This is a genomic window from Candidatus Neomarinimicrobiota bacterium, assembly GCA_036476315.1.
Classification (GTDB): Bacteria; Fidelibacterota; Marinisomatia; order Marinisomatales; family S15-B10; genus JAZGBI01.
This window is the reverse complement of the sequence record JAZGBI010000016.1, coordinates 16840-36927: the sequence shown is the minus strand read 5'-3', so window position 1 is coordinate 36927 and position 20088 is coordinate 16840. Positions and strand designations below refer to the sequence as shown.

Below are 20088 nucleotides of genomic sequence, written 5' to 3'. Positions count from 1 at the left end.
ATGGCGTACCAGGTACTAGCGAGAAAATATCGGCCGGAAAAATTCCAGGGTATTATCGGTCAAGAACACGTGACCCAAACACTCCTGAACGCTTTTGCCCAGGACCGCGTAGCTCATGCCTATCTGTTCGCCGGTCCCAGGGGGATCGGCAAGACAACCACGGCACGTGTACTCGCCAAGGCTTTGAATTGTCTGAAAAATGACGACGGAAATCCGTGTGATAAATGCCGGAACTGTGAGGAAATCGCCACCTCAAGAAGTATGGATGTGCTGGAAATCGACGGTGCTTCCAACAGGGGAATCGATGAAATCCGGAATTTGAGAGAGCTGGTCAAGTATCCGCCTATCAATGCAGAGTTCAAGATTTTCATTATCGATGAGGTTCATATGCTAACGACAGCGGCCTTCAATGCTCTTCTCAAAACGTTGGAAGAACCTCCTCCACACGTGAAATTCATTTTTGCCACTACGGAACCGAACAAAGTCCCGGCTACAATCCTCTCAAGGTGCCAAAGGCACGATTTCCATCGGTTGGCGGTGGATGATCTTCTGAAGGGCATGCGGCAGGTATTGGAAAGTGAAAAAGTTTCTATTGACGATAGGACTGAAAAGCTTGTGGCGAATATGGCCGACGGCAGTATGCGGGATGCCTTAAGTCTTCTAGATCAGATCATTGCATATTGTGGCAGCGACATTGTTTTTGAACAGGCATCGTCCCTCCTGGGGATTATCCCGGGAACACTTTTCTTCGGCATAACGGACGCGATCAAGGCCAGGGATCGAAAGAGTCTTCTGCGTCACATGCAAAGCGTTCATTCGGAGGGATATTCACTCGCCAATTTCCTATCTGGTCTGAATCGGCATTTTCTCAATTTCTTGATTTGCAAGGCAGACTCTGCGGGAGAGGTACTTGAAACCACGGAGGAGATGCTTGAACGTTACGTGAGTGAGAGCAAGGAGTGGAAAGGGAAAGATATTCTCCGGTATATGGATCAGGTGACGGAGACGGAATCTAAACTCAAAATTGTCCAGCAGCCCAGAATCTTTGTTGAGACGATGATGCTGAAATTATTGGAAATGGATTCATCGGTAACCATAAGTGACATAATAACGAAATTATCGGTCAGGCCCTCTGCTCAAGAACAATCGGCGGAAGATTCGGAACAACCTGGACTCTTTGAGCAGTCCTCATCAAAAGGAGCCGAGCAAACCTCCACCGAGGAGACGGAAAAGGATGGAGGGAAGGCGGATGGGGGAGTGTCCGATTCGGAAGTGAAGAAAAGTGAGGACGATCCATCCTCTGAACCGCTCGAAACGATACGGAAGAGATGGGATGACATCATCTCAAAGGTTTCAGAGAATGGAACTTCCCTGGGCACATTCTTGAGCCAGGGATTCCCTGCCGAATTGAAGGGAAAACGATTGACAGTCTCGTTTCCCAAAAAGTACAAGTTTCACATTGACGTGCTAAAAAAGAAAGTGCGGATGATTGAATCGACCGTGGAAGAAATTGTCGATGAAACATTGAGAATTGAATTTGTGGTGGAAGAAGCACCTGAGGAAACCCATCCCGTGGCAAAGCGCATGCTGGAATTGTTCGGAGGAGAGATCGTCGAACAGGACCGTAAGTGAAGAACTGAAGGAGGTACCATGATAACGAAAGGCAATTTCCAAAACTTGTTGAAACAGGCGAAACATATTCAGGAGAAATTAGAGGCGGCTCAGGCGGAACTGGAGAAGCTGGAGATTGAAGCTCAGGCGGGAGGTGGGATGGTGACGGCGAGAGTGAACGGGAAACAGGAACTACTCTCTATCAAGATCGACCCTGAGGTTCTGAAAGAGGATATGGAGATGGTGGAAGATCTGGTGGTGGCCGCTGTCAATCAAGCAATGAAAAACGCGGGGGAGGAGTCACAGAGACGATTGTCTTCCGTTTCCAGTGGCGTCACAGGATCCCTTGGAGACTTGAAGATCCCCGGAACGTGATTCGTGAAAGTACTCCCAGATTCCTTGAACAGAGTTATCGATGCTTTATCCCAGTTTCCGGGAATTGGGAAGAAAACGGCTCAACGGATGGCATTTCATCTATTGAAGTCCGAGAGAGACCTGGCCGTGAATCTTGCCAGGTCGGTCCTCGACGTCAAAGACATGATTCATGAGTGCCCAATCTGTTTCAACATATCCGAAACGGGTCCCTGTGGCATCTGCAGCGATGCCAAGCGAGATGACACTTTGTTGTGTGTGGTGGAGGACACAATTGATGTTCTGGCACTTGAGAGGACCGGTGAGTTCAATGGGAAGTACCATGTTCTGGGTGGTGTTCTGTCGCCTCTGGATGGGATCGGTCCCGATGACCTACATGTGGATCCTCTTCTGGAAAGAATGGATGGAAAAAAGGAAGTGATTATTGCGACGAACCCCAGTGTCGAAGGAGAGACAACGACTCTCTACCTGGCAAAGATCTTGAAGCCGTATGGTGTTCAGGTAACGCGGCTGGCGAGAGGTATTCCCGTGGGTGGTGATCTGGAATACGTCGACGAGGCGACGATTGTGAGCGCCTTGGAGGGGAGAAGAGAACTCTAGCCGTTTAGTTTATGAAGCTGATTGCACGCATATTGAAAGGCTCTTCTCTCCACTCAATGATGCCCAACATTCTCACCGTGGGACGGATTCTGCTAACTCCCATTTTCATCATCTGTCTATTCTATGATGCTCCGTGGGCAAGACCGGCGGCGCTTCTCGTGTTTATCGTGGCATCGGTGACGGACGCATGGGACGGGTACATAGCCAGGAAGCGGAATCTCGTAACCAAAGCGGGAGCATTCCTCGATCCACTGGCAGACAAGATTCTCGTATCATCCGCGTTTATTTCCTTTGCCATTATGGGAAAGGTACCCTACTGGATGGCCGCGTTGATCATATTCCGTGACATGTTCGTTACCGGGCTTCGAATGCTCTTTTTGAGTCGGGGAATCAGCCTTGTGACGAGCAAGATCGCAAAATTCAAGACCGTAACTCAAGTCGCGGGCGTTCTCCTTGTTCTTTCATACCTCGCGATGAAGAAACTATCGCTTCTGGCCACAGACACAATCACATCTGCTGTTGATTCTTTGCACCTTATTTATTACGCGCTTCTCGCCGTGACTCTCTTTACCGCTTACACCGGCCTCAGCTACCTGTTCATCAACCGTCAGACAATCTGGGAATTCATCTCAACCCCGCATCAGACGCCGTGAGGGCGTTTCTCCTTCGTGCATCTGATTGGATTGCCTCAATCGCCAAGATCGGATACCTTCCTCTCGCCCCGGGAACATGGGCCAGTGCGGTTGCCCTGGTCATATGGTGGGTCCTGCCAGCGATTGAAACGTTCCCCTACGTTCTGATCCTCCTGAACCTTTTTCTCGTGGGAGTCATCGTTTCGGCAATCGTATCGAACGGGAACGGTAAAATCGACCCATCTTACGTTGTTGTGGACGAGTGGGTGGGCATGTGGATTGCTCTTGCCGTTGTCCCGAAAACGTGGAGTTTAATGGTCCTGGCCTTTCTCCTTTTTCGCTTCTTCGATATAGTCAAGGTGTTCCCCGCAAGACAGAGTGAGAGTCTCGGAGGGGGTTGGGGAATAATGCTGGATGACGTCATCGCGGCGGCATATACCGTCGGTGTGATCGAAGTGGTCAAATTGGTGAAATGAAGGCCGCTATCATTTCCATCGGGAATGAGCTCCTGGGGGGATTTTCCCTCGATTCGAATTCAACCTGGATCGGCCGGAAACTGATGGACTTGGGCATTCGAACAACATTCAAAATGTCTGTCAGAGATTCACGGGAGGATATCGTTGAGGCGCTGGGAATCGCAGGGGAGAAAGCGGACCTGATTATCTGTACGGGCGGTCTGGGACCCACGAATGACGACGTGACCAAAGAAGCGTTTTGTGATTTTATGGGAGCCAACTTGAAGTTTGATAAGGAATATTATGGGGAACTGGTGGAAAAATTCGACCGGAGAGGTCTTGAGATTCCGGACTCTAACCAGGTACAGGCCTATATTCCAGACAGGGGGAGTGTCATTCCAAATCCCAAGGGATCCGCGCTCGGTATCATGTTCGAAAAAGATGAGACTCGTTATTATGTCCTTCCTGGCGTTCCAATGGAGATGAAGACGATGATGGAAGAAATCGTTCTTCCAAATCTCCAGGGAATTGTCACACAGAGCTTAAGTGTGCATACGATACGAACCACCGGAATCATGGAGTCGGCTCTCTACGATCTTCTTTCCGACCTTGTGCAGACTTCTGAAATTGAAGTGTCATTCCTGCCTGGATTCATGGGCGTTGATCTTCGTCTGACCCATACAGACCCCGACGCTGTGACGGAATTCATGTCCGCTGTCTACGACCGGGCAGGCGACTATGTGTACGGGGAAGATTGGGAAACACTTGAAGAGGTGGTGGGGAAGCTGCTGCGAGAAAATAACGTGACCGTTGCCGCGGCTGAGTCGTGCACGGGTGGACTCCTGACCGATAGATTGACCAATGTACCGGGCAGCTCTGACTACGTTCTTGGAGGCGTCGTGACTTACAGTAATGAGGCCAAGATTTCAATCCTCGAAGTCAAAAAGAAGACACTCGAGGCTGAAGGCGCAGTGAGTGAAGAAACGGCCAGACAGATGGCACAGGGGGTAAGGGACAGATTTCAAGCCCAGATGGGAATCTCCACTACAGGCATCGCCGGGCCGGGCGGTGCCACACAGGAGAAACCCGTGGGTCTCACCTATATAGGTCTCGACTTCTCCGGAAAGAGACAGGTGAAACGATTCATTTTTTCCGAAAACAGACGCTTTAACAAGGAACTCGCTGCTCAGGCTGCGCTGAATATGTTGAGACTCGCAATTTAACATCAGGTTGTGTGATAGCATTTTCACTTAGAGAGATACTTTATGGAATGGAAGTGAGGGGACTTCTTCCTGGCGATGGCAGCTGAGCGATTACTTCGCACATTTCTGGGGGTGGAACTTCCCAACAGGGTGAAGTCGACGGCAATCCACCTCCAGACAACGGTTGAGGCTAAGGCAAAAGTGGTGAAGTGGATCAAGGCCGCTAACATTCATTTCACTCTCCGCTTCATCGGTGCCACCCCTCCGGAGGAGGCTTCAAACATCAAACGGGCAGTAGCAAAGGCGGTAGAAGGGCACCACGATTTTTCGCTGGAAGTCCGGGATACCGGTGTGTTCCCGAAAAAGGAGAGACCCAGGGTTCTCTGGTTGGGGATCGGTGGAGAGGTGGAAAAACTCAAGGCGCTTGTGGAGGATATCAATGCCAATCTGAAAAAGCTGGGATACCCTCCTGAGAATAGGGAATACTCGCCCCATGTGACCATCGGGCGCGTTCGATATCCACAAAAGGTTACCCCGGATGTATCCCTTTTTATAAATTCTGAGTACGATCCTATCGATTTTAGTGTTCAGAAGGTGAAGTTTTTTCAGAGTGACCTTGTCCCTGGAGGACCTATCTACTCCGTACTTGGAATCTTTGAATTAACGCCCACAAAATAACGGAGAGAACAATGGGCAAAAATGATGAGAAGAAGCTCAAGGCGCTGGAACTCGCGATTGGTCAAATTGACCGTCAGTTTGGGAAGGGATCCGTTATGCGCCTCGGAGAGGACAAAATGACGGGGAAATTCGATGTCATTCCCACCGGAGCCCTGTCGCTGGATGCCGCTCTGGGCATCGAGGGAATTCCCCGGGGAAGAACAACGGAGATATATGGACCGGAAATGTCAGGAAAAACAACGCTTTCCTTACACATCCTCGCAGAAGCCCAGAAAAAAGGGGGATATGGCGTTTTCATAGACGCCGAACACGCCCTCGATCCTCTCTATGCCCAAAAACTGGGTGTGAATATTACCGATTTGCTGGTTTCACAGCCAGATACCGGTGAACAGGCCCTTGATATCTGTGAGACGCTTGTTCGCAGCGGTGCCGTCGATCTGGTTATCATTGATTCCGTGGCAGCTCTGGTTCCAAGAGTGGAACTCGAAGGTGAAATGGGTGAGAGTTATGTTGGATTGCAGGCGAGATTGATGTCTCAGGCTCTTCGAAAACTAACGGGGGCTGTGTCGAAGTCAAACACGGCCGTCATTTTTATCAACCAAATCCGTGAAAAAATAGGCGTCATGTTCGGGAGTCCTGAAACTACCCCCGGTGGCCGGGCATTGAAATTCTACACTTCTATCCGCCTGGATATTCGTCGCATCTCAACCATAAAGGATGGGGATCAAAGCATCGGGTCGCGGGTGAGAGTAAAAGTGGTCAAAAACAAGTGTGCCCCGCCGTTCAGGCAGACGGAGTTTGACATAATGTACGGTGAGGGTATTTCCAGGGAGGGGGATCTGCTTGACCTAGCCGTCAGCGGCGATATCGTGGAAAAGTCCGGCGCCTGGTATTCATACGGGGACGAAAAGCTCGGCCAGGGACGGGAAGCCGTGAGGAGCTATCTCAAAGAATATGACGATGTTCGCTCAAGCATAGAGAGTGAAGTGAGGGCGTTTTTGGGCATGGAAGTTGAGAAGACCGGTCAAGAGCCCGGCACCTGATGGGATGGCAAGGAAGAATGAAGTTACGCATATCAAGGTCAATGTAAAACGTCCGGATCGGCGGTCCATTTATCTTGATGGGGAGTTTGCCTTCAGCATCGCTGAAGGCATTTTTTATGACCATGGGATCGAGATTGGCGACCGTTTGACAGATGGGGAAATCAACATGCTCGTCTCTCAGGACGAGCAGGGAAAGGTCAAGGGTGCGGCCCTCAATCTTTTGAGTTACCGGCAGCGGAGCACTCGCGAATTGCAGAGAAAATTGTTGAAGAAAGGGTGGAGCATGGAGATGATAGAGCCCGTTCTCCGGGAATTGGAGGAAAAGGGTTTCTTGAACGACAGGGAGTTTGCCGAAATGCTCGCCCGGGACCGGACAGGCAGGAAACAACTGGGCCCCAGGGCTCTGAAGGACGAGCTCATGAAGGCCGGAGTAGACCGGGATATGATCGAGGAAATCCTTGAAGATACCTATCGCCAACACCCTCCCAGCGTTCTCATTGAGAGACTCCTGAAAAACAAAGGTATTGAGCCGGGCGAACGGCTGGAGCGGAAAGAGAGAGCCAGATTGATAAATCTACTCAGGAGGAAAGGGTACACATGGGAGGATATGGAACCCGTGATTTCTCGTCTAAAAAGCGATTGAATATGCCTGGAGTGGACGGTAAATTCGATTTTATTCGGAGTCTCTCACGATGAAAAAAGTACACCGCACCGCTTTTTTCCTTTCCATTTTCGCGGGTCTCGTCCTGGCTCAGGATGAGCCGGAAAAATCGATGGAAGGGAGTTTCGGCACTGTCACAATCGATAGGAAGTTGTGGAATCAGTTCGCTTTTCGCCCGGTGATTCCCATGGGAGAATTCGGCGTTGCTCTCGACATTGTCTTGTACATGGATTCTGATGGTAATATTCACCGGGACGAATGGGATTTTTCATCCCTCTCGGCCTTCAAGAATACGATTATTGACAAGATCTACTACATCCGGTACGGCTCCCCCGTTGACCCCCTCTATGTCCGCGTGGGTTCCCTGGATCATGTAACGCTCGGGTATGGCATTCTGGTGGCCGATTACTCCAATACCATTCAATATCCTCAGGTGAGAAAGGTTGGCCTGGAGTACAAGGCGAAATCGGACAGATACGGGATAACCGGATTCGTCAACGATTTCAAAGAGAACGTGGGTCTATTTGGAGCGAGGGTGACTACTTCCGTACCCGGTTATTTTGAAATCGGTGTCTCCCTTGTTGCCGATAGAAACCAATATCTCGGTTTGAAAGACCGTGACGACGACGGACGACCCGATCTTGTGGACGATTTTCCGGATGACAAGAGTCAATACCTCGACAGCGATGGTGATGGCATCCGCGACTCTGAGGACCTGGACATAGACGGCGATGGGATTACGGACACTCTAAATGCGAGTTCCGGTTGGAGCGGTGTCCCGTACGTCCTGGATAAGGACATCAGGGCAAAAAGCGAACCCATAAACGTGAAGGACAATAGTGACGCGATAGTGGGTGCTGCCGTCGACGTGGCCTATCCAGTTCTTGATAGTGAAAACGTGTCCGTCGCCGTTTACGCAGAGATTGCCAAACTGATAGGAAAGACGAAGGACCCGAGTGACAGCACGGAAGTTGATTTGGGAGTGGGGATCGTTCCCGTGGGGTTTGTCACCCGTTATGGACCGGTCCGCTTGAATCTGGAATACCGCATTATCCCCGGGGACGGACGATTTGACTTCTGGTACTGGGACCTGTCCTACGAGGTTGAGAGGGCAACTTTTAGTCAGAATTCCCTGGGGCGGATGACCATTCAAACGAAGGAAAGTAAGCTGGGGACCTTTGGGAAGCAGAGGGGATTCTACGGTAAGTTCGGTGTGAATCTGGGCAGCCTTGTTTCCCTTGTGACCGAGTACCAGAACCTGACGGGACAGATCTGGGAGCCCGACCTCGACCAATTCGAAGAACGTCAGAATCAGAGTTTGAAAGCGACAGTCTTGCTTCGGCAAGGATTTTCAAGATTAAAGGGGGCCTCATTGTTCTACTATCAGCGGAATGTTGAAAATCCATTCGAATTCATGGCCTCCGAGAGTACGGTCATGGGATACCGGGTAAGCATTGAGCTGGCGGGAGGTCTTACCCTCAATTACGTGAACCGCAGAACCTTTTCCGATGTGAACGGGGACGGTGACGTGAGCGATAAAGGTGAGTCCATCAATATCACCACCATAGAGACGTCCTTCAGTTTCTGAATTATGAAAGCGAAAGAAGTCCGACAAACCTTCATCGACTTTTTCAAAGAACGGGACCACGCCTCAGTCCGCAGTTCCTCCCTCATTCCGAGGGATGATCCCAGCCTGTTGTTCACCAATGCCGGGATGAATCAGTTCAAGAATGTGTTCCTTGGCAAAGAGAAAGCGAAACACCCCCGTCTGGTCAACTCTCAGAAATGTATTCGTGTAAGCGGTAAGCATAACGATCTCGAAGATGTGGGATACGACGCCTTTCATCACACATTCTTCGAGATGCTGGGCAACTGGTCGTTCGGTGATTACTACAAAGAGGAGGCGATCCGGTGGGCCTGGGAACTCATGACAGAAGTCTGGCAATTGCCCAAGGACCGTCTTTGGGCCACCGTATACGAGAAAGATGATGAAGCAGCCGAGCTCTGGAAAAAGGTGACTGACATTGAGCCCGAACGTGTCCTTCGCTTTGGAAAGAAAGACAATTTCTGGGAAATGGGAGAGACGGGCCCCTGTGGTCCCTGCTCCGAAATTCACTACTATGTGGGGGAAGATGTTTCAAAGCAGGACAGGAAACAGATCAATGCCTCCCCCCAGTATTGGGAACTGTGGAACCTCGTATTCATTCAGAATAATCTGAACCCGGACGGTTCCGTGGACGATCTTCCGCTTAAACATGTGGATACGGGGGCCGGCCTCGAAAGAATTACGGCTGTACTCCAGAATAAAACAAGCGATTACGAAACGGATCTTTTTCAGCCGTTGACCCGAAGACTCGAAGAGATCACGACCACACAATGCGAAGATCATCCGGTTGCCTACCGGGCCATTACCGACCACGCTCGGATGCTTTCCTTCGCAATCGCAGATGGCGTGCTTCCTTCCAACGAGGGGAGAGGTCACGTGTCACGCCGGATTTTGAGACGGGCGGCCCGTTTCGGCCGGGAGCTCGGATTTCACGAGCCGTTTCTTTACCGCCTGGCTGAAACCGTGATCGAAGAAATGGGCGAGGTCTATCCCGAGCTCGTGGAGAGAAAGGCTCACGTGGAAAAAGTGCTGGAAGTCGAGGAAATCAAATTCAACGAGACTCTCGACAGGGGACTGGAGCAGTTCGAACGGATCACTGAGAATCTGTCCGGCGAAACAATCCCCGGAGAGGATGCTTTCAGACTTTACGATACGTACGGTTTTCCCCTGGACTTAACGAAACAGATGGCAAAGGAGAAGGGATTGGGGGTGGAAACGGCGGGTTTTGAACGGGAAATGACGCGTCAGCGGGAGAGAGCCCGGTCGGAGGCAAGATTCAGTTTCGACCCCTCCTTGAAGCAATGGACAGTCGTTACGGAAGGGGACGATTCGGAATTCCTGGGTTACACGGATCTCTCTTCGGAATCTTTCATCCGCCGCTACCAGGAGTCCAGTGGTCATATCCTGGTGGTGCTGGACAAGACACCGTTCTACGGGGAGCAGGGGGGCCAGGTCGGCGATACTGGAATCCTCACAGGCGACGGTTTCAGACTTGAAGTGACGGACACGGTTAAGGATGGAGACACTCATATTCATGTGGGCACGTTTTTGGAAAGGGCCGAGATCACCTCGGAGCGCGTTACCGCACAGGTGGAGGGGGAAAGACGAAAGAAGATTACGCTGAATCACACGGCCACACATCTGCTCCACAGGGCGCTAAAACTTGTTCTCGGCGATCACGTCCAGCAGGCGGGATCTCTCGTCGGGCCCGACTACCTCAGGTTTGATTTTACCCACTACGAAAAGGTTTCCCCGGAAGAATTGAGAAAAATCGAAGACATTGTCAACAGGGAAATCCGGAACAACACCGAACTGGACATCAGTGTCCGGGATTTCCATGAAGCACGGGAGGGGGGAGCCGTCGCCATATTCGAAGAAAAGTACGGGGCTCAGGTCAGGGTAATCTCCATTGGTGACTTCTCAAAGGAGTTGTGCGGGGGCGTTCATGTGAAGCGGACGGGAGACATCGGTTTTTTCAAGATAACTGAAGAGTCCTCGCTCGCTTCCGGCGTACGAAGACTTTTTGCTGTTACCGGTGTCGGAGCTGTGGAGCACGTGGCAAGACGATTTGAATCTCTGTCAAAAGTCCGGGAATTGCTCAATGCTCCCGCTGACGAGATCGTCGACCGGGTGGTAGCTTTACTTGAGCAAAGAAAGAAGCTTGAGAAAGATCTGAAAAAACGGAGGTCATCCGGGGGTGGCGACAAGCTGGCAAGAATGTTGAAAGAGAGCCGGGAGGTAGGGAACCACCGTATTCTGGTATCCCGGGTGGAGGAGGATGACCTGGATCACTTGAAACAAGTGGGCGATCACCTGATTGAGGTCCTGGGAAGCGGCATTGGGGTGCTGGGTACCAGCATAGAAACAAAACCGTCTCTGGTGTGCGTTGTTTCGCCCGATCTCGTCCGCGAGGGAATCAGAGCCGATGATCTGGCAAAGTCTTTCGGCAAGAAGCTGGGTGGGGGCGGTGGAGGAAAGCCCCACCTTGCTACGGCGGGAGGCAAGAATTCAAAAAGACTTGATACCGTTCTCAGAGAAATCCTGGACGAGCTCACCCTGCTCCTGAAGGGAACCGATGTCTGACCATCTCATCTTTGACAAGAGTCGAAAGGGGAAAGTTGGATTCAGTCTTCCTGATCCCGACGTTCCCGAAATCCAGGCTACCGATATTTTTGAAGGGGACATTCTGAGAACAGAGGATGCTCTCCTTCCAGAGGTATCGGAGCCTGAAGTCGTACGTCATTTCACCAACATTTCAACGAAGAACCATCACGTGGACAAGGACGTTTATCCCCTCGGGTCTTGCACCATGAAGTACAATCCAAAAATCAATGACGCGATGGCGCAACTTCCCGGCTTCCTGCACATTCATCCGCGTCAACCCGAGGAGACGGTTCAGGGTGCCCTTTCTGTGATGGCAGAACTCGAGGGTCAACTGAAATCCATCACGGGAATGGACAGGTTCACCCTTCAGCCCAGCGCAGGGTCCCAGGGTGAATTGGCCGGTGTCTTGATTATGCACAAATATCACGAAACGAAGGGAAGCAGGAGAAAGTACATTCTCATACCGGACACCGCTCATGGAACCAATCCTGCCAGCGTGGCCATGGGGGGATTTGAGGTAATGGAGGTCAATTCCAATAACAGGGGACGAGTTGACCTGAAAGACCTGAAAGCGAAGCTTTCCGAAAATGTCGCGGGAATGATGCTCACTCAGCCAAACACCCTTGGGTTATTTGAATACGATATTACGAAAATAGCCCGTCTGGTCCACGAGGTGGATGGGCTCATGTACATGGACGGAGCCAACCTGAACGCTCTTCTGGGAATCGTTCGAGCCGTCGATATGGACTTTGACATTGTTCACATCAATCTCCACAAGACATTCTCCACACCTCATGGAGGAGGAGGTCCCGGTGCGGGCCCCATTGGTGTGGTTGACAGACTTACCGAATTCCTGCCAGTACCCGTTGTAGACCACCAGGGAGACCGCTATGGTCTGAACTATGATCTCCGGAATTCTGTGGGTCGGTTGCATGCCTTTTTCGGGAATTTCGGCATTCTTGTGCGAGCCTACACTTACATCAGCATGCTTGGCGGGGAAGGGATGGAAACGGTTTCCCGCCAGGCTATCCTGAATGCCAACTACCTAAAAAGCAGAATTAGGGATCGCTACGAGGTCTTCGCGGATGATCATTGCATGCATGAGTTCGTCATTTCCGGGGCAAGGCAGAAAAAAAGGGGTGTGAGGGCGTTCCATATTGGTAAGCGTCTGCTGGATTTCGGATTCCATGCGCCAACTGTCTATTTTCCCATCAGCGTCCCCGAGGCCCTGATGGTAGAGCCCACCGAATCTGAGTCGAAGGAGAGTATCGACCGGTTTGCGGATGCTCTCCTTCAAATTGACGAAGAGTCAAGAGAGAACCCGGACCAGGTTCGCCGTGCTCCCTACACTACACCTGTGAGGCGTTTGGACGAGACGACGGCCAATCGTGACCTGAAGCTGAGATGGACGCCTGGACCATCCCGGAGATAGCGGGTCCGAAATGGAAGGAATCCAAGAAAAAGTGCAGAGAGCAAGGGAGTGACTCCTCTGTAAGGAGACCAAGAAATGACGAACAGATTTGCCGTGAGAACGGAACTGGCCCCAAAAGCTTCAGGCCCATACAGTCAGGCGATTGTGAGCGACAATCTCATTTTCACGGCGGGCCAGATACCCATCGACCCGGCAACGGGAAAGCTTGTGACGGGAGATTTCAAGGAAAGGGTCATGCAGGTTTTGAGAAACGTGAACGGCATCCTGAGTGGTGCGGGAAGCAGTCTGGATTGCGCAGTAAAGTTGACGGTTTACATGACAGATCTCTCAAAACTCGGGGAGCTCAATCAGGTTCTGCGCAGACTATTCAAGGATGAACCGCCTGCCAGAACCTCGGTGGAGGTGTCCCGGTTGCCCCTTGGAGCCGATATCGAAATCGACTGTATTGCAGTAGTAAGAGGCTAATCGTGTCAATGCTCATCATTGCCAATCCTGGAGGTGGACGGGGGAGGACTTTGAAGCGGATGCCCCACTTCACATCCCTGCTGGACGAGGCGAACGAGGACTACCAGGTTCGTTGGACAGAGGCCCCGAAGCACGCTACCGAAATTGCCACAGAGGAGATGGAAAAATTTGACCTGGTCGTGGCTTTTGGCGGAGATGGCACCGTGAATGAAATTGCGAACGGCCTTATTGGCTCTGACACACCCCTTGGAATTATCCCTCTTGGAACAGGGAATGACTTCGCCAGGAGTTGTGGAATTCCGTTGCGCATCGAAGAGGCTGCGAGGTTGCTGGTTAAGGGCGTTCGAAAGGAAATCGACGTTGGGACGGTGAACGGCCGCTTCTTCACGAATGTGGTGGGTGTCGGATTCGATGCTCGCGTCAATCGTGAAAGTCTGAAAACTGCCTGGCTTAAGGGAACGGCGCTATTCTTGTGGGCCACGTTGAAGACGTTGGCCAAATATGAATCGATCCCCATGAGAATAGAACTCGACAACGAGGTGATTGAGGAGACCACATATTTGCTGTGCGTGGGCAATGGGTGGTCCGTGGGTGCCGGTCTAAAATTGACGCCGGACGCTCTACTTGACGATGGCACGTTTGATGTTTGCCATGTGAGCGATATCTCTTCCATGAAGGTTGTGATGAATTTTCCCAAGCTGTTCAACGGAAATATCAACGATATCGATGAGGTGACATCCCACCGGTCCCGCCGAATCGACATTCAGAGCGAAGTTCCTTTTCCCGTTCACATTGACGGTGAAATCCCGGACGGAGAGACAACCGACCTTCACATTGAGATCATACCGAAAGGGCTCTCGGTGATAGGCAATTGGCACCAGGCGGGCCAGGGTATTAATGCCGAGTGAAGTGGCTAGTTCCATTCCTCGTGTCCTTCTCAACGCTTCTATCAACTCAGTCGTCTGACACCACGTATGCAGAAAAATCACCAACAAGAGCCGTACTCTATTCTCTCATTCCGGGCGGTGGTCAGGTTTATAATGGGAAATATTTGAAGGCCATTTTGATTCTTAGTGCCGAACTCTATGTGGCATACCAATTTCGCGAGAATCGTGTGGCGTACAGGGACTGGACCGAGGATTCCGACCTGCCAAAACACCGGTATCGCGAAAAGAGGAACAAATACGCCTGGTGGGCGGGATTCATTTATGTCTACAATCTGGTGGACGCCCTTGTCGACAGCCATCTTTCCAGCTTTGACACTGGAGAGTTTCAAGAGGAGATAAAGTCCGTTGATGGGACTCCACATGCGCTGAGTAATCTACGGAAGGAGTGAGATAGTGCAAGATCGCGAGCATTGGGGTTCGAAAATGGGATTTATCCTGGCCGCAGCGGGATCTGCCGTGGGTCTCGGAAATATCTGGAAATACCCACACATGGCCGGTCAGAATGGCGGGGCCGCGTTTACTCTGATCTACCTCATATGCATCGTGATCGTGGGGATGCCCATCGTCATCGGAGAGTTTGTGATTGGCCGGCGTACCCAGTTGAGTCCCGTGGGTGCATTTAAGAAACTCGCCCCAGGGACAGTGTGGAAGCATGTGGGTTTCCTGGGAGTGGCTTCGGCTTTCGTGATCCTCTCATTCTACAGCGTTGTGGGAGGCTGGACCTTAAAGTATGCGGCCATGTCGCTGTCTGGCAGTTTTGTGGATCTCGCGGGCAATTCCACGTTGGCCAGTGAGAGATTCAATGACTTTGTTACCAACACATGGAACCCCCTGTTCTGGCACGCTATTTTCATGGGGCTTTGCATGTGGATTATTGTAAATGGGGTTAAATCCGGGATTGAGCGCTGGAGCAAGATCATGATGCCTCTGATTCTTGTCATCCTTCTGGTTCTCGTCTTTCGCGGGATCACGCTGCCAGGAGGAGTTGAAGGGGTCAAGTTTCTATTTCTACCCAAGTTCAGCGATCTGACGGCATCAAGCATCGTCCTGGCGCTGGGGCATTCGTTCTTCACGTTGAGCCTCGGCATGGGGACAATGATCACCTACGGCAGCTATCTGGGGAGAAGTCAGAATCTCCTATCTTCCGCGTTCTGGGTGATTGCCATCGATACGGCTATCGCCCTGTTCGCGGGAATTGCCATTTTTACCACGGTGTTCGCTCTGAACGCGGACCCGGCTGAGGGGCCGGGACTGATTTTCGTCGTTCTGCCCACAATCTTTCCGCAGATTCCCGGTGGGCTCATCTGGGGCACGCTTTTTTTCTTTCTTCTTTTTCTGGCCGCTCTCACATCAGCCATCTCCATTCTGGAAGTGGTGACAGCATATTTCATCGACGAAAAAGGTTGGCCAAGAGCCCGGGCCACTTATCTGTTCGGTGGAATCATCGGAGTCGTGGGAGCGTTTTCCTCCCTCTCTCTCGGTGGTCCTGACGATTTTCCCACATTTTTTGGAGTCAGTTTCTTTGACTTCCTCGACAAAGCTTCTTCAAAGTACATGTTGCCCATCGGTGGAATGTTGACGGGCATATTCATCCTCGCGAAGTGGGGATTGCCGTCATTTCTGGAGGAACTGGCCCGGGGTTTGCGGAGAGAAATAGTGTCTGTCAGGCTGGGGAAGACCATGTTCGGTATTGCTGCACTTGTGGTTTTTCTGATTATTGTGAACGAGATATTTAAGACGATCACCGGGCATCCTCTGGTGGGGTAGCGGTGCTGAAAATACCCGTATGATTGTGGCTCGTTTGATAAAGTACGACTCGGAGTTGTATTACAAGATCAGGGAACGGATCCGCTTCTTTGACACTTTCTTTCTTATGAACCCACCGCTTTTCTTTCCTATCTGGATCATGATTCTGGCTGGAGTGAGCGTAGCTGCGGCTGGAGAAAACCCAGAGCTGTACTGGGTTGAAAACATAAGCTGGCAAGCGTTCCTTCTTGTGTCCGGAGTGACACTCCTTGTGGGAGCCACCTTCGTTCAGTACCAGATTCGGAACAGTCACGCCGACAGGATTAATCAGAGAATCACCCTTGTTCAAGAAGAAGGTATGGAACCGGAAAAAGTCCGGAAGTTGATAACGGTTCTGGCAGTGTCGGGATCACTTTTGGTCATCGGAACATCAGTGATAGGCGGTGTTCCCATGGGTATCGTCTGGGCCTTGCTCCTCTATTTCGCGTGGGGTATCCTTCATAACGATCCCAAATTCCTTTGGAGCGGGAGACCGATATTGAGTCTGATTTCACACGCTCTTGCGGCCACGTCCCTTTTTATGCTTGGATGGAACCACGCTTCAGTCGGTACTCTGTCAGGACTTTTCTCTTCCTTGCCGTACGTACTGGCGTTTGTGGCCTGGTCGGTCATGGGTGGTGTTTCCGACCTGAAAGGGGATAGGGAGGCCGAGAAGAGTACCTTCGCCGTGAGATTCGGATCCCGTCCGGCCGTCGTCTGGGGAACCGTTTTCCTGTCCATCTCCATGATTCTCGGCTACCTCCACCACGACGCCGTGATCAGTACTTCCTCTGCTGTGTCGCTCCCCTTTTTCCTGGTGGCGCTAGCCTTCACACGAATGGATCATATTCAGAGAGCAGTCCGCTATCCCGTCTTCATTCTCGCCGCATTCGTGTGCGTCAGGTACCCATGGTTTTTCCTGGCCCTCATAGTCTTGTTCTACTTCTCGAAATTCTACTATTATTTTCGGTTCAATGTGGACTATCCAACCTTCCATGTAAGTCACGACTTGCCCACCGAACCGCATCCTGAATGAGACTTTCTGGTCTTCTCCGGATACTGGATCTTAACAGTTTTGTTGCCTTTGATTTCGAGACGACAGGCCTGGATCCGGACAGAGACAGAATTATCGAGTTTGCGGCCGTGCGATTCCGGGATGGTGAGGTCGAAGATTCCCTGTCCACACTCGTAAATCCCCAAAGGCCCATTCCTTCGACTATCACCGCAATCACGGGCATCGATGACAACATGGTTTCCGGAGCCCCTGCGGAAAAGGACGTTCTTGGCAAGATGACTCGCTTCTTGGGAGAAGATCCCCTTGTCGCCCACAATATCGGTTTTGACCTTGGCTTCCTGAAAAAGTTGATGCACAGACACCGTCCCCATGACCCTCCCAAGCAATACCCTGCTTACGACACTCTTTTTCTGGCTCAGTCGTTCCTCTTTTTTCTTAACAGCCATAACCTGAGATCGGTTGGATCATATTTCGGCTACGACGAGGGTCACGGGCATCGGGCGTTGGAAGACGCAGTACAGGCGGGACACATATTTCTTCGTCTGGTCGAAGAAGCGAGCTCGTATCCCCTCTCCGTGATTCAGAAGATTCTGACCGTTCTCAAACCGTTTCCCGTATCAACAAAAGAGCTGTTCTTGAATCTCGCCAATCATCTGGTGAAGGAAAATCTTACGGAAACAGGATTGGTGGAGTCAAAGATCGATAAGAATCTGAGTTCCAATGTCTTCGATTACCGCGGTTCATCAGAGGAATTTCCCCCTTCCTCGGATCACCTTTTTGGCGAGAACGGTCTTTTTGTTCAAAACGCTAAAAGTGGGGGAGAAGGAGCTGGATTGTTTGAGGTGAGGTCCCACCAGATCCGTTATTCCAGTTTCATCGACAAAGTCTTTTCTGAGAGGGCAATCGGCATCACCGAGGCCGGCACAGGGTTGGGGAAATCATTGGCCTATCTTTATCCTGCCCTCGAGCAGGCAAAGAAGAGAGATGATTCAACCATAATTTCGTGCTACACAAAACACCTGCAGGACCAGTTATTTCTTCAGGAAATACCCAAACTGGCCGCGGCTCTGGATATTCCTTTCACCGCAACTCTCTTGAAAGGGAGACGGAATTATCTCTGCGAGACTCGCCTCGAGAGGTTGCTGGAGAATCCTGAGGGGATGCTTTCGCCGTCTGAGGCCCAAAGTCTGGTTCCCGTCATTGTCTGGCTCACATGGACCAAATCGGGGGACTTCGACGAATGTCCCGGTTTCCTCCATAGAAAATCGAGGCGTGTCAAAGAGCTGATCCATAGCGAACCGGGTTTCTGTACTCGTCAACTCTGCGCCGGTCATGACGGCTGTTTTCTGGGACCCATCCGTGAAGCGAGTCGAGGGGCTCATCTTGTCGTGGTCAATCATTCTCTCTTGCTGGCGGAGATGTCAAATCCCGGTATTCTTCCCCCCGTGACGCGGGTTATTGTCGACGAGGCGCACAACCTTGTACGGTCGGCCTATGATCAGTTTCAGGTGACGATAGACCACCGCGGGATAAGGAATCTCTTGAGTTCGGCGGACAGGACTTCCAGTCGATCCCGTCGTCTGAGGAACCGGATGGAGGTAACTGGAAGGAGTCATCCTCAAGTGGTGGGACAGTTCGACCGCGTTCAGGAGGCGACCGAAAATGTTCTCAATGCAAGCAGACAGTTCTTCCAGAAGTTGGCCGGGAATCACGCGGAAAATTACGCTGCGAATGCATGGTTTGAGCAGAGGAAAAGGTACCGATCCTTTGAAGATGAATTCCAGTCGGTCGGTCCGGATCTGCGGGATCTGGCAGAAGCCATCCAGTCCGGGCTCCGCGAGGTCAGTTCTCTAGAAGCTAAGTTGAACGGACTTCCCGAGAAATCGGCGGATGAGGAAACCGCGGCTACTGTCGAAAGGTTAACCGAGTCCTTTTCGGAAATCAAATCCCGTATCGATGCGGTGGCGATTCAGCATCAGGAGCAGTGGGTCTACTGGGAGACAGGGAGGTTTGAAAATGGCGAACTGACCCTCTCATTGAATGGTGTCCCGGTCGATGTGGGTAAGGATCTGGTTGAGATTCTGTTCCGCCCACTCGACTCTGTTGTCGTCACGTCTGCCACTTTGAGGGGAGGTGACGGTTTTGAGTATGTGGCTTCCCGGCTGGGAATAGATGCTGTCGGGGACAAGCGAATTCTTGAGGATTCATTTGACAGTCCCTTCAGATTCGAAGAGCAGTGCCGCTATTTCCAGTGGGCCGGTGACACATCTCCCGATTCCTCGAAATTCCCCGGTCTGATTTCGGACCTCATTGAACATGTCCACAGCAAGTGGGGAAGGCGAACCATGGTTCTCTTTACCTCGTGGAAGACACTGGAACAGAGTTTCAGGGAACTGGTGGCCCGGGGAGTGGCTCACAATATCAACCCGCTTGTTCAGAGCCCGGTCTCTTCGCGCACCTCCCTGTTGACCGCCTTGAAGAACTCCAGAAAGGGGATTCTCATGGGAACGAGATCCTTCTGGGAAGGGGTGGATCTGCCGAATGATCTTCTCGAAATTCTCATCGTCACAAAACTCCCTTTCGACGTACCCAATGATCCGGTGGTAGAGGCGTACGGAGAAAAACTGCTCGAAATGGGACGCAACCCATTTCTCGAGTACTCTGTACCTGAAGCGAGGATGAGGTTTCGGCAAGGCTTTGGCAGGCTAATCAGGACAACCCGTGACGAAGGCATTTTCATCAGCATGGACAACCGCGTGGTGAAGAAGAGGTATGGACACTATTTTCAGAAGGCGATCCCCGTTTCCATGATTCCTTTTCACGATCCCTCTGAGCTGTCTTGATGGATAGACTAACCACGAAGTCACCCCGCCAGCCTGCTCCCGAAGAATGAGGGCTGGCAGGCAAGGGATAAAGGGATAATTATGGATCGACCAATAAGAGAACATGACAGTGATTTTCCAAACAACCGGATTTAGAT

The 20088-nt window shown here is 51.4% G+C and carries 18 protein-coding genes; all 18 read left to right on the top strand.

Annotation, left to right across the window (positions count from 1 at the left end; genetic code table 11):
- The 18 genes from dnaX to V3U24_02040 all read left to right on the top strand — a co-directional run bounded on the left by dnaX (position 1) and on the right by V3U24_02040 (position 19951).
- Positions 1–1632, top strand: coding sequence for a DNA polymerase III subunit gamma/tau (gene dnaX / locus V3U24_02125; GenBank protein ID MEE9166250.1), 1632 nt, complete (start codon positions 1–3; stop codon positions 1630–1632).
- An 18-nt stretch (positions 1633–1650) separates the two neighbouring features.
- Complete coding sequence (locus tag V3U24_02120) at positions 1651–1986, top strand: YbaB/EbfC family nucleoid-associated protein (GenBank protein MEE9166249.1); 336 nt, start codon at positions 1651–1653, stop codon at positions 1984–1986.
- Between the two features lie 3 nt (positions 1987–1989).
- Positions 1990–2583: a recombination mediator RecR gene (recR, locus tag V3U24_02115; protein ID MEE9166248.1), complete on the top strand. Its 594-nt coding sequence runs from the start codon at positions 1990–1992 to the stop codon at positions 2581–2583.
- A gap of 11 nt (positions 2584–2594) precedes the next feature.
- Positions 2595–3236 (top strand): CDP-diacylglycerol--glycerol-3-phosphate 3-phosphatidyltransferase, encoded by a 642-nt coding sequence (gene pgsA / locus V3U24_02110; protein MEE9166247.1) that lies wholly within the window; start codon positions 2595–2597, stop codon positions 3234–3236.
- Complete coding sequence (locus tag V3U24_02105; protein ID MEE9166246.1) at positions 3233–3691, top strand: phosphatidylglycerophosphatase A; 459 nt, start codon at positions 3233–3235, stop codon at positions 3689–3691. Before pgsA ends, V3U24_02105 begins: the two co-directional genes overlap by 4 nt.
- Positions 3688–4893: a competence/damage-inducible protein A gene (locus V3U24_02100; protein ID MEE9166245.1), complete on the top strand. Its 1206-nt coding sequence runs from the start codon at positions 3688–3690 to the stop codon at positions 4891–4893. Before V3U24_02105 ends, V3U24_02100 begins: the two co-directional genes overlap by 4 nt.
- 75 nt (positions 4894–4968) lie before the next feature.
- Positions 4969–5550: an RNA 2',3'-cyclic phosphodiesterase gene (gene thpR / locus V3U24_02095; GenBank protein MEE9166244.1), complete on the top strand. Its 582-nt coding sequence runs from the start codon at positions 4969–4971 to the stop codon at positions 5548–5550.
- An 11-nt stretch (positions 5551–5561) separates the two neighbouring features.
- Complete coding sequence (recA, locus tag V3U24_02090) at positions 5562–6593, top strand: recombinase RecA (protein ID MEE9166243.1); 1032 nt, start codon at positions 5562–5564, stop codon at positions 6591–6593.
- Positions 6562–7236, top strand: a complete 675-nt coding sequence (locus V3U24_02085) for a RecX family transcriptional regulator (GenBank protein MEE9166242.1) — start codon at positions 6562–6564, stop codon at positions 7234–7236. Before recA ends, V3U24_02085 begins: the two co-directional genes overlap by 32 nt.
- A gap of 49 nt (positions 7237–7285) precedes the next feature.
- A complete protein-coding gene (locus V3U24_02080; protein MEE9166241.1) occupies positions 7286–8842 on the top strand; it encodes a thrombospondin type 3 repeat-containing protein in 1557 nt (518 codons plus the stop codon).
- Between the two features lie 3 nt (positions 8843–8845).
- A complete protein-coding gene (alaS, locus tag V3U24_02075; GenBank protein MEE9166240.1) occupies positions 8846–11443 on the top strand; it encodes an alanine--tRNA ligase in 2598 nt (865 codons plus the stop codon).
- On the top strand, positions 11436–12896 hold the full coding sequence (gene gcvPB / locus V3U24_02070) for an aminomethyl-transferring glycine dehydrogenase subunit GcvPB (GenBank protein MEE9166239.1): 1461 nt from the start codon (positions 11436–11438) through the stop codon (positions 12894–12896). The genes alaS and gcvPB overlap by 8 nt, the downstream gene beginning before the upstream one ends.
- A 75-nt stretch (positions 12897–12971) precedes the next feature.
- A complete protein-coding gene (locus tag V3U24_02065; protein MEE9166238.1) occupies positions 12972–13361 on the top strand; it encodes a Rid family detoxifying hydrolase in 390 nt (129 codons plus the stop codon).
- 8 nt (positions 13362–13369) lie between these two features.
- Complete coding sequence (locus V3U24_02060; protein ID MEE9166237.1) at positions 13370–14269, top strand: diacylglycerol kinase family protein; 900 nt, start codon at positions 13370–13372, stop codon at positions 14267–14269.
- Entirely contained in the window at positions 14266–14697 is a 432-nt protein-coding gene (locus tag V3U24_02055) for a DUF5683 domain-containing protein (GenBank protein MEE9166236.1), read from the top strand. Before V3U24_02060 ends, V3U24_02055 begins: the two co-directional genes overlap by 4 nt.
- Positions 14698–14701: 4 nt before the next feature.
- Positions 14702–16075 carry a sodium-dependent transporter gene (locus tag V3U24_02050; protein ID MEE9166235.1) on the top strand — a complete coding sequence of 458 codons (1374 nt, stop codon included), beginning with the start codon at positions 14702–14704 and terminating at the stop codon, positions 16073–16075.
- Positions 16076–16094: 19 nt separating this feature from the next.
- Positions 16095–17129, top strand: coding sequence for a UbiA family prenyltransferase (locus V3U24_02045; GenBank protein ID MEE9166234.1), 1035 nt, complete (start codon positions 16095–16097; stop codon positions 17127–17129).
- Positions 17126–19951, top strand: coding sequence for a helicase C-terminal domain-containing protein (locus tag V3U24_02040; protein ID MEE9166233.1), 2826 nt, complete (start codon positions 17126–17128; stop codon positions 19949–19951). The genes V3U24_02045 and V3U24_02040 overlap by 4 nt, the downstream gene beginning before the upstream one ends.
- Positions 19952–20088: the final 137 nt, after the last annotated feature.